Source organism: Sphingosinicella rhizophila, assembly GCF_032378825.1.
In the GTDB taxonomy this organism is placed as follows: Bacteria; Pseudomonadota; Alphaproteobacteria; order Sphingomonadales; family Sphingomonadaceae; genus Allosphingosinicella; species Allosphingosinicella rhizophila.
On sequence record NZ_JAVUPU010000007.1, the window covers coordinates 87,942 to 101,787 of the forward strand.

A 13,846-nucleotide genomic window follows, 5' to 3' on the forward strand; every position below is an offset into this window, starting at 1 on the left:
CCGGGTGGGGAAGAGCCGGCGACGGGGACATTGCTACACGACGATAAAGTCCTGGAGAGACTTCTTCCATTCTCGCTTTGCTACTTCGCTTCCTTCACCGCCTCGTACTGGCTGTCCCCGATGCCGAACTTGTAGGTGCCGCCGGCGGGGTCGGCCACCACCCGCATCCCGCTGTCCGGGGAAAAGAGACTGTCGGCCGGTCCGGGCACCATCTCGTCCGTGCCGCCGTCGGGGCTGACGAAGACGAGCTTGCCGCTGGTCCCCGCTTTGATGTGGAACCGGTAATCGGCCATCGCCTTCAGATGATAGCTGCCGACGAAGCGTTCGGAAATGGCGGGCGTGAGCGCAACGGCATCCCGCTCCTCGGACGCCAGCGGATTCGGCCAATGATAGGAATCGGCGATCGCGCGCAGTATCTCCTGGGCGAGGCCCATGCCATTGTCGCTGTTGGTCATCACGGCCGCGCCCTGGCAGGTGTCGGGGAAGGCATAATATTGGGAGCGGAAGCCTTCATTGGCGCCGCCATGGCTGAATTCGCGCGGCTTGCCGGCCTCGTTGAGGGCCGGGCCGAGGCCCCAATTGCCGATCTGCGTCTTCAGCATATCCTTGGCCAGGGCCTGGCCGAGCAGGGCGCCCGGCGCGCCGCGGTCCGACCGGATCACGGCTTCGGCATAATGGAGAAGGTCGGTCGGCGTCGTCCACAGGCCGGCCGCCGCCATTTCCGGATAGGCGTGCCACCGGCCGGGAACCGCCGATCCGTCGCCGCGATGGCCGAGCGCCGCCTCCGATGCGCGGGCGGAGGGGAGGGGCTGTTCGTAGCTGCTCCGGCGCATGCCGGCCGGATCAAGCACCAATTCCTTCATCAGCGCCGGGAAGGGCTTGCCGGCCGCCTCGATCATCATCAGCTGTGCGACCGTGTAGCCGCCGCCGGAATATTGCCATTTGGAACCGGGCGCCATCGCCAGCTTCACCGCGTTGGAATTGGCCGGGGCGGTGCCGTTCAGCACCTGGACGATGGTCGGCACCGGCTTGTCGGCGGCATAGCCGCCAAAGCCGTGGACGGTGAGGCCGGCGCCGTGGCTGAGCAGCCCGCGCAAGGTGACCGGGTGACCGGTGGCGAGCGGGCTTTCGGGCACCTTCCAGCCCTTGAGGACGACATTTGCGTCGGCATCGAGATCGAGCTTGTCCTGCTCGACGAGACGAAGCGCGCCCAGCGCGGCGACCGGCTTGCTGATCGAAGCGGCCTGGAACAGGGTGTCTTTGTCCACCGCCTTGCCGCCCGCTTCGACGACGCCATAGCCCTTCGCGAAGACGATCCTGCAATCTTCCATGATCGCGACGCTGACACCCGGGACCTTGTAATGGGCCATACGGTCGGCGAGACGGAGATGCGCGACCGGCTGCCCCTTGATCGTCACCGCGCGCCGAAGGCCGTTTTCGAAATCCGGCGGGGTCTGGGCCGGCACGGCGATGGCTTGCGTTAGAAGGGAGGCGCTCAGCAACAGCTTGGCGAGGAAGGGGGTGTTCATGTGCGATTTCCCAGGGAGAAAGAGAATGAGGTGTGTTGGGGATGGATAACACCGGTTCCCCGCCAGACGAAAGCCCAATCGTGACTCTTGTGTCCTGAACGCGCTTCACCGGCATGATCCTCCCGGCGCGGCAGAGCGGGATCGGGCGAAGCGACCCGATCCTCGGGATGTTGGGGGGATTCAGAGGGAGGTCGCTGTCTGCTTGTCGGCCTCCGGGGCCCGCTCCGCGGCCCGGCCCTTGGCTGCCTCGCGCAGCATCACCGCGGCCGCATAGACCACCACGACGATGACGAGCCAGCGCAGCATTTCCACCGACATGCTCTTGACGACGAAGGCCGCGATCAGCACCGCCGGAATGCCGCCGATGGCGAAGCTGATCGCCGTGCGAAGATCGACATTGCCGGCCGGGATGTGGCGGGTGCTGACCCCGGCGACGGTGAGCGCGCCGGCCGTCGCCATGATCGGGAAGGCGAGCCGGGGATCCAGGCCCATCAGGCTCAGCATGATCAGCGACGGCGCATAATGGCCGACGCCGAAATTGAGCAGAACGCCCATCAGGAAATTGCCGATGATCGCGACGACCATCAGCGGTATCGGCAGGGACGCCGCCGTCCCGCCGACCGGCATCAGATCCAGGTTGGACAGGGCGTAGAGCAGGGCCGCGATCAGCAGGGCCGTCGCGACCACGATCTGGACGACCCAGACCCGCATCCGCAAGGCCAGGGGCGCGCCGGCCAGGCCGCCGATCAGCAGGGCGATGGCGCTTCCGGCAATCAGCGCCGGATCGACATGGACGCCCAGCAGGATGAGGAAGATCACCGCCTGGACGATGGTCGGCAGTGCGTGGGAGACGAGCATCGTGCCGGGGATGAACCGGTCCGGCACCCGCCCGCGGAACTTGAGCCAGGCCAGGGTCGGCGCGAAGGAGCCGATGCCGAGCGTGTCGAAGAAATTGGTCGCCGCCCCCACCGCCACCGCCTCGCCGCGCGGCCGCAGCGCCTTGCGGGCGATCGCCGTGCGGATCAGCAGCCACGACTGGACGAAGCCGGCGAGCACGATCGGAACCAGCAAGGCGATCAGCATGTCGTCATTTCCTCCCCGAGACCGAGCCTAACACGACCCCCGACGCCATGTCCGACTTTTTTAATTCGGGGACGCTATACTATTTTTCACGGACGATGCGAGGTTGGACTGGCGCCCCGGACAGGAGGAAAAAAATAGTATAGTGTCCCCGAATTAAGGCGGGTGGATTAAAGCGCGTGTTCATCCAAGCGGGCTATTGTAAGATGCTGTTTCTATTGGAACCTTGTGTGGGAGCATGACGATCCTTCGGACCAGGGCGGATGACAGGATCAAGGCGGCGGCCGGCGCGGTGCTGTTGCAGGGGCTGCTCGCTTACTTTCTGCTGTCCGGCATGAAAGTGCCGGTGCCCGAGAGGGTTTCGGAGCCGCTTTCGCTGATTTCGATCCTGCTCGCGCCGCCGTCCGAGCCGATCGTTCCGCCGCCGGTTCGGAACCGCAGGCCGGAAGGCGAAGCGTCGCCGCCCAACATCCGGTCCCGCGCCACCCAGATCGTCGCGCCCCCGCCCGTCGTCACGCTTCCCCTACCGCCGCCATTGGTCGCCGCGCCGGTCGCCGGACCCGGATATGAGCCGACCCAGGGCGCCGCCGACGTGCGCGGCCCCGGCACCGGCGCCGGCGGGGAGGGCGATGGCCGGGGCGGCGGCGGCCTCGGCGATGGCGATGGCGGCGGCGGGCGCGGCATTCCGCCGCGGCTGATGAAAGGGCGGATCCGCAATGCCGATTATCCGGAATCGGCGAAGCGCGTGCTGGCCGGCGGGACGGTCACCGTTCTCTACACCGTGGCGACGAACGGGCGGGTGGTGGATTGCCAGATCCAGCGGTCCAGCGGCCATGCCGATCTCGACGCGACGACCTGCAGGCTGATCGTGGAGCGGTTCCGCTACCGCCCGTCGCTGGACGATCGCGGGCGCCCGATACGGTCGAAAATCATTGCGGACCACCATTGGATCGTCGATGAAAGCGAGGCGGCGCCGCCGCACGCACGCCTCTGAAGCCTATCTATCCTTACCGTCTTTCGACCAGTTGGCATCACGCTCCCGTACGATTAGGGTCGGCTCATGACAAATCCTTCAACACACAAGAAAAATCGGATTCTGGCAGCGCTCTCCGGAAGCCTTCTCGGCCTGCTTGCACTGCCTGCGCCCGCGTCGGCGCAGGAGGCCAAGGGCTGGATCGTGACATTGGGCCCCGGCGCCGCCCTGGTGCCGAAATATCCGGGCGCGAAGAAGGACGAGATCCGCTTCTGGCCGATCGTCGACGTCCGCCGCGCCGGCAGCGAGCCGCGCTTCGAAACGCCCGACGACAGTTTCGGGATCAGCCTGGTCCGCAGCCGCACCTTTCGTTTCGGCCCCGCGCTGAACATCCAGCGCGGCCGCGACGAGGAGGATGCGATCCTCGGCATTGGCGACGTCGGCACCAGCATCGAAGGCGGCGCTTTCGTCGAAGCGTTCCTGGCCGATCATTTCCGCCTGCGCGGCGAGGTGCGCAAGGGCTTTGGCGGCCACAAGGGCTGGGTCGCGGATGTCGGCGGCGATCTGATCCTGGGGAGGCCGGTGGACCGTTTCCATCTGTCGGTCGGCCCGCGTCTTCGGCTCGCGGACGGCAAATATGGACGCGCTTTCTATGGTGTCGACGCCGAACAGGCGCTTGCCACCGGCCTCGGCCCGCACGACGTCGACAGCGGCCTGCACAGCGTCGGCGCCTTGAGCTTCGCCAATTTCCAGCTCAGCCCGCGCCTGGGCATCCAGGGATATGCCCGCTACGACCGCCTGGTCGGCGATGTCGCGGATTCGCCGCTGGTGCGCAGCGCATTCGGCTCGCGCAGCCAATATGAGGTCGGGCTGGGCCTCACCTACAGTTTCAATATCGGCTGAACCGGGGGCGGCTGGACCCACGGCGCCGCCTTGCGCCTGAACCGGAAGCCGACTGCCGATCGCTTTCCCAGGTGCGGCCTTCCGGTGCCGTGAATCTTGCCGCGCCTTGCGCCGCCCACCCGCGCCACACTCTTCTGGCTGCCGTCTCGGCCGAGGGCGGATCAGAAGCAGATTGTCGAGCGCCTCCGGAACGGTCATGATCGGGTCCGGGCAAAGGGGAGGGGAGAGCCATGGCGAACAAGGTCGGGATCATGCTGGCGCGATGCGCGCTGCTCATGCTGCTTGCGTCGGGTTCGCACCTCGCCGCCGGGCAGGCGCCGTCGCCACTGGCGGCCCGCTTCCCGATCGAGGAGCAGAGGCGGTTCGAGCTGCAGCGGCGGGCGCCGGAGAGCGAGGCGGTGCTGCGCGATTTCATCCGGCAGATCCAGGCAGGCACGCCCGATTACGACCGGATGGCACCGCGTTACGCGGCCTGGATCCGCGCCGATGCGCCGGTGGTCGAGCGGGCCAAGGCGGTCGGCACCATCCAGTCGATAAGTTTCCGCGCCGTGGCACCGGCCGCTCTCGGCGAGAATTATCTGCGTCAGGCCTGTCCGCAGGGCTGCCCCGATCCTAAGCCGGTCAGCGCGGCCGACGTCTATCACGTCACCGGCAGCGGCGGCACCAGCGCGTGGTACGTGGCGCTGGCGCCGGACGGCAGGATCGAATTCATCCTGGCCCGTGCGATGGAGGTGCCGCCGGCCGCGCCGCTGCCGCTCGATGCGGCCATCGCGTCGGTTCGCGCGACGCTGGAGAAGCAGGTCGCCGCCGACCAGTTTTCCGGGGCGCTGATCGTCTCGCGCAACGGACGGGAAATATTCGCCTTCGCCGGCGGGATCGCCGATCGCGAGAAGAGGATCCCGGTCGCGGCCGACACCAGGTTCCGGCTTGGATCGATGAACAAGATGTTCACGGCCGTGGCGATCATGCAGCTGGTGGAAGCCGGCAAGGTCGATCTCGACGCGCCCTTCGGCCGCTATCTCGCCGACTATCCGAACCAGGATCTCGCGCGCAGCGTTACCGTCCATCATCTGTTGACCCACACCGGCGGCACCGGCGATATTTTCGGGCCGCAATTCGAAGCCAGGCGGCTGACGCTCCGCACCCATCAGGATTATGTCGACCTGTACGGCACGCGCGCCGCCGACGGCCAGCCGGGCGCCGCCATGTCGTACAGCAATTACGGCTTCATCCTGCTCGGCCGGATCATCGAGCGCGTGTCCGGCCTGTCTTATTATGACTATGTCGACCGCCACATCTTCAAGCCTGCCGGGATGACCTGGTCCGGCTCGGTGCCCGAGGATCAGGCGGTGGCGGGCAGGGCGGTCGCCTATAGCCGCATCACCGGCGCTTTGGCCTCGGCCGCGGACAGCCTGCCCTATCGCGGCACCTCCGCCGGCGGCGGCTATTCGACCGCCGGCGACATGATCCGGTTCGGCCAGGCCTTGCTCTCGAACGAATTGCTGTCGCCGCTGGCCTTCAGATATCTGACCGGCGGCAAGGTGCGGATGGGCGAGGGCTTTTACGGCTATGGTTTCTTCGATTTCGAGGATGCGACAGGCCATTGGACCGGCCATGGCGGTGGCGCGCCCGGCATGAACGGCGATCTTCGCATCTATCCGGAAACCGGAACGGTCATCGTCGCCTTGTCCAACCTCGATCCGCCGGCGGCCCAGAATGCGATGACCGCCGCGGCCAACCAGATCGTGCCGGCCATGAAAGGCGGCGCCGCGAATTGAGTCCGTGTCGCGATGATTTTGAAATGGCGGCCCCGAAGGGTTCGGCCAGGAACTGGAGAGATTAAGTGATCCGCAAGCTGATGATCTGTGCTTCCGCCCTTCTTCCCGTCACCGGCCTTGCCGCCACGGCGGCGCCCGCTTTCGCCGCCGAGGATGGCGGCAATGCGGAACTCGCCCGGCTGTCCGACGCGTTCGTCGCGTCGCAACTCGGTTACGATCCGACCCTCTCCTACATATCCGGACTGCCGGCGCCCGATCACCGCCGCTGGGCGGATCGCAGCCCGGCCGCGATCCTTGCCTTCCGGCGCGAGCAGGATGCCATGCTGCAGCGGCTGAACGCGATCGACGCCAATACTCTCTCGGCGACGGACCGGCGCAGCTACGCGCTGCTGAAGGAACAGCTCGAATCCGAAAACCAGGCGCGGGTCTGCAAGTCGGAGCTGTGGACGGTCAGCCATATGGACGGCTGGCAATTGGCCGCGGTCCGGATCGCGCAGGCGCAGCCGGTCGCGACGGCCGCGGAGCGCGCGCAGGCGCTGGAGCGCTGGGCGGCGCTGCCGGCCGCGATCGATCGGGAGATCGCCAATCTCCGCATCGGCCTCGCCCAGGATTATTCGGCGGCGCGGTCGGTCGTCGCGCGCGTCGTCAAGCAGGTGGACGGACTGGCCACTGCGCCGATCGACAAGTCGCCCTTCATGTCCCCCGCGCAGCGAAGCGAGGATGCGGCCTTCAAGGCGGCCTATCGCGCGGTGATCGCCGACAAGGTCGTGCCGGCGCTCGCACGCTATCGCGACTATCTGAAGACCGAATATCTGCCGCGCGCGCGAACCGCGCTGGGCGTCGCCGCCAACCCGAACGGCGCCTCATGCTATCAGGCGAGCCTTCGTCTCAACACGACCCTCAACCGCACCGCGCAGCAGGTCCATGATATCGGCGCGGCGGCGGTCGCGCGCAACGCCGCCGTCGCCACCGATCTGGGCGAGAAGATGTTCGGCACGCGCGACCTTGGCGAGATCGTCAAGCGCGTGAACAGTGCGCCCGACAATATTTTCGGCAGCGAGGAGGAACTGGTCGCTTATTCTCGCGTCGCGGTCGCGCGCGCCCTGGCGAAGACGCCGCCGCTGTTCCGATCGATGCCGCAGCAAGAAGTGCTGGTCGAACCCTTCCGCGAATTCATGCGCGGCTCCGGCGCGTCCTCGCATTACGAGATCCAGACCGATCCGGCCAAGCCCGCTTATTACCGCATAGGCAGCGAGAATTGGAAAACCGAGACGCGCGGCGGTGCCGAGCTGACGGCCGTTCACGAGGCCTATCCGGGCCATCATATGCAGCTCGCCTTCGCGCAGACGCTACCGCAGACGCCGCTGTCCAAAATCTCCTTCAACAGCGCCTATATCGAAGGCTGGGCCCGTTATTCGGAGATGCTCGCCGAGGAAGCGGGCATGTATGAAAGCCGCTACACGCCGATCAGCCGGCGCGTGTGGCCGGCGCGCGGCATGGTCGCCGATCCCGGACTGCATGTGCTCGGCTGGAGCCGCGAAAAGACGATCGCCTATCTGGCGGAGACCGGCCGGTTCGGCCCGGTCGAGGCGGAGGATATGGTCGACCGCATGGCCAGCCTTCCCGGCCAGCTTACCGCTTATGACAGCGGCGGCCTGGAGATCATGGCGCTGCGCGAGGAAGCGAAGAAAGCGCTCGGCGACAAGTTCGACCTTCGCGATTTCCACCAGGCGGTGCTCGGCGCGGGCATCGTCCCGCTCGGCGAATTGCGCACCCAGATCGAACGCTGGATTGCCGAGACCAGGTCCAGGGGCCTCTGAATCCGCCTGGTTTTTCTTCGTTTCCGTTATTTCCGAGTCGCCATCTGATTCCATCGGCCCTGGAATGTTTCTGGGCTGGTCGGCATCAGGCGTCGTCGCCGATGGCGAGGATCTCGATCGCATCCTCGGTGCCGGCAAAGTCGGCGAAATCGCCAGGGCCCGCGCCCATCATCGCGCGGGCCAGCGGCGCCGAGAAGGCGATGCGCCCTTCCGCCGGATCGGCCTCGTCGTCGCCGACGATATGGATCATGCGCTCGTCGCCCTTGAGCCGGAAGCGCACCCGCGATCCGAAGGCCACTTCGTCTGCCGGCGGCGGCGGCGCCAGCTCCGCCGTCGCATGGCGGGTGCGCCAATAACGCAGGTCGCGCTTCGCCTCGGCCAGGCGCGTCTCCTCCGTCTCGGTGGCCACCGCAGCCTCCAGCGCCGCGACCCGCGCGGCGATCTGGGCCAGGCCTTTGGCCGTCACCAGGTTCGGGCCGGGCGGGATCGGGATCTCGAACTTGGGCTCGAGATGCTCTTCATCGCTCTCGCGGCGAAAGGCGACGCTCATGATCTGGTTTCCTGTCTGATGCCGTACATCGATGCCGATGTAGTGGCTTCGCGGAGCTTTCCCAATGCGATCCCCGCCAGGTTCTGGGTGCGCTTGATATGCCGGACCCGAACTGAGGCGAAGGCGCGCGCTTTCTCCTCGAAGGCGGCGAGGCACTCGCGGATCCGAGCGCTTCGGCAGGGAAGGCGCTTGTTGGCCTGCTCGACTACCGTCAGGCTGTCGCCCAGAAGAACGATGTCCTGCGCCCCCAGCTCGGCGGCGACGTCCAAGGCATGAAGCAAAGCGAGGAACTCGGCGAGATGGCTGGAGCCCTGGCCTTGCGCGGGCCTGTGAAAGACACGCCCGCGTGCAACCACCGCCGTCTCCATCATTCCCGGATTGGGCCGGCAGCCGCCGTCGAAGAAGATTTTCAGGGCGATCGATCAATCTCCGGCCAGCGATGTCATGCCGGTCCGGGTTCGACCAGCCATCGGCCGCAGCGCCGCAACCTTGCTCTCGCGGCAAAGGGCGGTGCGCATGTCAGGGATCAGAACAGGCCGGGTTGGATCGGAAATCGCCTCGTTCCGCCGGCACGTTCGGCCGCCGCGCGAACCTCGGGCCGGGCCTTGAGCATGTCCCAACCAGCCTCGTTGATACTTTGGGGCACCTTGACGGGCGGATCTTCATAGCTGCTCAAGGCCAGCAGGACTCCCACCGCATGGTCCGGCTCCTCGAGCTTGCGGACGAGCAACGCAGCGGCGTCGTCAATCCGATCGTGGCAAAGCAGTCCGTCGAGGTGCAGCATGAAACCGTCTTTCTCGTGCTTTGCCAGATGATCGAGATCCGCCACGGCCTCGCCTGGCCGTTCGAGCCGCGCGAGCGCGCAGCTTCTGGCGCCTCGCAATACCATTTCGCCATAGGGGCTGCGACTGCGCCCTTCCATGGCCTTGAGCGTTTCCAGCGCGTCGGCCGGCCTGCCGTACCGGACCTGGATCATCGCCAGGTTGAGGATCTGGCTGACGTTGAGGCCTTCATTCTCCGCTGTCGCGCCGCCCTTTTTCAGCGCCTCGAAGCCAGCGTCGGCCTTGCCGAGCATGAAATGACTGCTGGCGATTGCATCCCACCACCAGTTCAATTGCTCGTCCAGGTCGGTGAAGGGATTTTCCCCTTCGGTTCGCGGAGCGGGGGCCATCAGCAGATCGAGCGCCTCTTGCGGGCGGCCGAGCCTGTGAAGTTCCGACGCGGCATAGATGATTGGCTCGAGCCGGTCCGGATTGCGGACCATATTGTCCAATTGCCTGCGATAGGACTTTTCCGCGATGGCGCGAAAATCGACATCGTTCGGCAGCAGGCCCCGCAATTTCGGATGAAGACTGGCGTCGATCACCTCCCGGCTATTTTCGAGCCCGGTTACGATCGCGCGCGCCTCCTCGATCTTTCCCTCCTCGACCAGCATTTCGGCAAGCCGATAACGGACCAAGTCCATCGGTATCGACGTGTCAGGCTGGTAGCCGCTGCTCGACATCACGATCAGCATTCTCTTGCGAAGTGGCTTGTCCTTCGCGTCGTCGAGTCTCAGGACGAATTGGAAAAGGTCGGGAAAGGAAAGCGCATTGAGCGCAGCGCCACGCCCTTGGGTCATCTCCTCGATGGTCGTGACCGCGGCATCCTTCATCCCCAGCTCGGTTTCGATCGCAAAGCGAAGGTGCCACATCATGTCGGGGCTGTCGTCGAGCCGGGTCAGGCGGTGGAGGTCGGCGAGTGCGCCATTTGGATCATCGAGGGCCTTGCAGGACAGTTCGGCCGCTTGCGCGGCCTGGCGTATATCCGCGTCCACCGGGGTGTCGGCCTGGAAATCGAGCAACGGCCGGGCGAGCTTGCGGGCGGACTTGCAATCCAGCCGCTCCAGCGCGGCCGCCATTTCCCTCAATCGGTCCGCCGCCTCGGCGATGCGGACCATGTCCGATTTGGCCTGCGCGGGCACGGCCGCCCCGAGCGACGCCGTTGCGACGGCCGTCCACGCGGCATGCGCGAGTTTCCGCTTCATACCGGACGGGATCAAAGCAGGAAGTCATCAGACGACAGCGACGATTGTCCGATCACCAGGAAGGAGAAATCGGCGGTGCCGTTGCCGTCATTGTCGCCTTGTACGAGCAGCCCGTCCGCAGTGGATTGGTAGCGAAGCTGCGGCGCCGCGCCGCCACCACTGAATGCCGCCGTTCCGATAAAGTCGAATGCTTGATCGCCCATCGCCAAACTCGGATCGAGCGCACCAAGATCGATCCTGTCACCCTGCAGCGACGAGAAATCGAGGATCTTGTCCATTGCGTCGGACGGGCCGAAATCGCCGAAGGTCTCGAAGATGAAATCGTCCGCGCCGGTTCCACCTTTCATGGTGTCCGTCCCAGTGCCGCCGATCAGATCATCGTCGCCATGAGCTGCTTCGAGAAGGTCGTTTCCGGAGCCGCCCTTCAATATGTCGTTGTCGATCTCTTCGCTGTTTTCACCTCTGTCGATCAAATGATCGTTACCAGCGCCGCCGTCGAATATGTCCTGGCTCCAGCGGCCCGTGATCGTGTCGTTTCCGCCGCCGGTGGTGACGACGTTTTGACCGTACATGACCATGACATCGAAGGTTTCGAAGTTGAGCAGGTCGAAACCGTAAAGGTCCGTGACCGAACCATTGCCGTTGACCGTCATCACGATGTCCGGCGCACTGACGATGATCCTGGCCACGTCGTTGCCGAGCGCGGCATCCACGATGGCTGTGCCGCCGGTCAATGTCTCGATGCCGATATAGACTTCATTGTCATGTGAAGAGAGTTTGAGGTCGATATGCTCGAAGGCGGAGAATTTGGTAGATGGATAGATGTTGCCGTACAAACCTTCGCGGCCGGATCGGACGCTGGTATCGGGGCCTTCCCTCGGCGGAGGGATATATTGAGAGAAATCGGCATTCAGCGTGTCAAAGCCGGCGCCGCCCCACAAATCGCTCGAATAGCCGGAGAGATTGACAATATCGTCACCGGTGCCACCTTCGAATGTCACGGTTTCGATGCTCGTCAGGGTGACGCCGTTCGAGATGCTGCCGGAACTGCCATTATAGGTGAAGACGAGATCTTCGTCGGAACTGATATAATGTCCGGTCCAGCTGTCCATTCCCGCTCCGCCATCGACCGTGTCCGCACCCCAAGAGTGGATCCTGTCGTCGCCGTCAGCGGTATTGATGATATTGCTGCCGAGGCCGCCGCCTACGAAATCATTGCCGGATGCGAGCGTGACCTGATTGTGCCCCGCGCCAAGATAGAGTTCGAAGATTTCGAAACTCGTATAAGTCCCGGGGGCGCCGGTCAGTGTGCCGTCGGCGACGTTGAGGGTGAGGTCGGAAAAGGATTCCAGGTTCAGCGCAAGATGGTCGCTGCCCGCTCCGCCGTCGACCGATAGGGTCGCGCCGAGCGCGATCGCCCTGGGATCGACAAGGACGAAGTCGTTGCTCTGCGTGGCACGAAAGGTCAGATTCTCGACATTCGAAAAGAAGGTCGAGGCCCCGACACTGCTGAAGCTGCCTTGGAACGACCCGTCGACGCTGGAAATGTTGGCGTTGTAGGCGCCGGCATTGGGCGGAAGTATCCGGTTGGAATAATCGACGGTGAGGCTGTCGGTCCCGCTGCCGCCATTGATATTGTCCGTTCCCGACGATGTCTCGATCCAGTCATTGCCTCCCCCGCTCGACAGCGTGTCGTTGCCGGTTCCACCGATTATCTTGTCGTCGCCATTTCCGGTCGTGACATCATTGGTGCCGCTGCCCAGCTTGATCTCGAACGTCTCGAAATTCTTGAAGGTGGCGCCGGTGGTAGTGGCCGTGTTGCCGGAGACTGCGAACGTGGTGTTGGCGAGGCTCGCCAGATCTATGATCAGCTTGTCCGTGCCGCCGGCGGCATCGATCATCAGGGTCGCGCCGGAGCCGAGCGGAGCCGCATCGACGGAGATCTCGTCATTGTTGCCGGCACCAGTATAGCTCAGCTTCTCCACGCCCTCGAATTTGACGACCGAGGAATTGCCACCCAGGCTGCCCTTGAACGCGCCCGAGCCGTCGGCAAGAATCTGGGTGTAGGGATAAGGATTGCCGGCGGTCGGTGCCGTGAAGCTCAGCGTGTCGAGGCCCGCTCCAAGCCTGATGATGCCGTTGACGTCGCCCGTGAGAACGACCTGGTCGTTTCCGGATCCGCTCGTCAGGTCGACGCGCTCGATATCCACAAGCGTCGTGCCATTGCTCAACGAGCCGGATTTCGTGGCGCCATTGAACGTCAAGCTGAGCGCGGCCGTGGACGTTCCGAATTCGCCTGTCCACCAGTCGAACCCTGAACCGCCATCGACCTTGTCAATGCCTTCGGTGATGATCTGGTCGTCACCCTCGCCGCCACTGACGACGTTCGTACCGGCACCGCCATGGATGCGATCGTTGCCGGCGCCGCTGCTCAACGTGTCGTTGCCGCCACCGCCGTCAAGCACATCGCTTCCGGCGCCGGTAACGAAATCGTCGGCGGCCGCGCCACCATGGATGTACAGATTTTCGAAATTGGCGAACGTGCCGCGATTGCTGGTGACGATGCCCCTGGAATCCACCTTGAACGTCGTCGTACCCGACAGCGCGCTGAAATCCGCGTCCAGCGTGTCCACGCCGCCGCCACCGTCCAGACTGACGCTGTTGCCCCTGGTGGCAAGTGCAGCGCCGTCGAAGGGAACATAATCGCTGCCTCCGCCCAACATGATGTTGAGTCTCTCGATGTTGGAGAATGAGACGGAATGACTGCCGCTGGCGATGCCGCCGTAGAAGGTCCCGCCGCTGGAAACGATCGGGGAGAATGTCTGGGATCCTCCAGGACCAACCGAACGATAATCGACGATCAGCGTATCGGTGCCGCCGCCGCCATTGACGCTGTCGTGGCCCAGCCCTGGTGAAAAGGTCTCGTTCCTCCTCGTCCCGACCAGATTGTCGTCGGCGCTCGGCGGTGGCGGAGGCGGGGGAGGAGCCGGCGGCGGTGGAGGCGGCGGAGGCGGTGGTGGCCCCGGCGGCGGAGGTGGCGGCGGAGGCGGAGGCGGCGGAGGCGGAGGCGGAGGATTCCCGCCCCTGGGAGGTTTTGGAGGTCTTGGATTTTTAGCCACGTCTATTGCCCCGCCCGAAATTCACGGAGACTTTGCCGTCTTTTATTTGGGAAACAAGTAAAAATTCG

10 protein-coding genes are annotated in these 13,846 nt (G+C 64.9%); 4 read left to right on the top strand and 6 right to left on the bottom strand.

Translation table 11 applies throughout. The features are described from left to right. Positions 1-80 precede the first annotated feature (80 nt). Positions 81-1,529: a serine hydrolase domain-containing protein gene (locus tag RQX22_RS14130; protein ID WP_315727194.1), complete on the bottom strand. Its 1,449-nt coding sequence runs from the start codon at positions 1,527-1,529 to the stop codon at positions 81-83. Between the two features lie 180 nt (positions 1,530-1,709). Beyond that, entirely contained in the window at positions 1,710-2,612 is a 903-nt protein-coding gene (locus tag RQX22_RS14135) for a TSUP family transporter (RefSeq protein ID WP_315727195.1), read from the bottom strand. Positions 2,613-2,847: 235 nt separating this feature from the next. Here RQX22_RS14135 and RQX22_RS14140 point away from each other — a divergent pair, with 235 nt between their 5' ends. From RQX22_RS14140 to RQX22_RS14155, 4 genes are all read left to right on the top strand, one after another. Beyond that, positions 2,848-3,603, top strand: a complete 756-nt coding sequence (locus RQX22_RS14140; protein ID WP_315727196.1) for an energy transducer TonB — start codon at positions 2,848-2,850, stop codon at positions 3,601-3,603. A gap of 66 nt (positions 3,604-3,669) precedes the next feature. Then, complete coding sequence (locus RQX22_RS14145; RefSeq protein WP_315727197.1) at positions 3,670-4,485, top strand: MipA/OmpV family protein; 816 nt, start codon at positions 3,670-3,672, stop codon at positions 4,483-4,485. A gap of 230 nt (positions 4,486-4,715) precedes the next feature. Then, positions 4,716-6,263 carry a serine hydrolase domain-containing protein gene (locus RQX22_RS14150; RefSeq protein WP_315727198.1) on the top strand — a complete coding sequence of 516 codons (1,548 nt, stop codon included), beginning with the start codon at positions 4,716-4,718 and terminating at the stop codon, positions 6,261-6,263. Between the two features lie 65 nt (positions 6,264-6,328). Beyond that, positions 6,329-8,083, top strand: a complete 1,755-nt coding sequence (locus RQX22_RS14155) for a DUF885 domain-containing protein (RefSeq protein WP_315727199.1) — start codon at positions 6,329-6,331, stop codon at positions 8,081-8,083. Between the two features lie 85 nt (positions 8,084-8,168). On the opposite strand, the gene RQX22_RS14160 is transcribed toward RQX22_RS14155, so the two are convergent. The 4 genes from RQX22_RS14160 to RQX22_RS14175 form a co-directional block, all read right to left on the bottom strand. Next, complete coding sequence (locus RQX22_RS14160; protein ID WP_315727200.1) at positions 8,169-8,633, bottom strand: GreA/GreB family elongation factor; 465 nt, start codon at positions 8,631-8,633, stop codon at positions 8,169-8,171. Further along, on the bottom strand, positions 8,630-9,004 hold the full coding sequence (locus RQX22_RS14165; protein WP_315727201.1) for a reverse transcriptase-like protein: 375 nt from the start codon (positions 9,002-9,004) through the stop codon (positions 8,630-8,632). Before RQX22_RS14165 ends, RQX22_RS14160 begins: the two co-directional genes overlap by 4 nt. Before the next feature lie 155 nt (positions 9,005-9,159). Further along, positions 9,160-10,659 (bottom strand): tetratricopeptide repeat protein, encoded by a 1,500-nt coding sequence (locus RQX22_RS14170; protein ID WP_315727202.1) that lies wholly within the window; start codon positions 10,657-10,659, stop codon positions 9,160-9,162. Positions 10,660-10,670: 11 nt separating this feature from the next. Beyond that, entirely contained in the window at positions 10,671-13,778 is a 3,108-nt protein-coding gene (locus RQX22_RS14175) for a calcium-binding protein (RefSeq protein ID WP_315727203.1), read from the bottom strand. Positions 13,779-13,846: the final 68 nt, after the last annotated feature.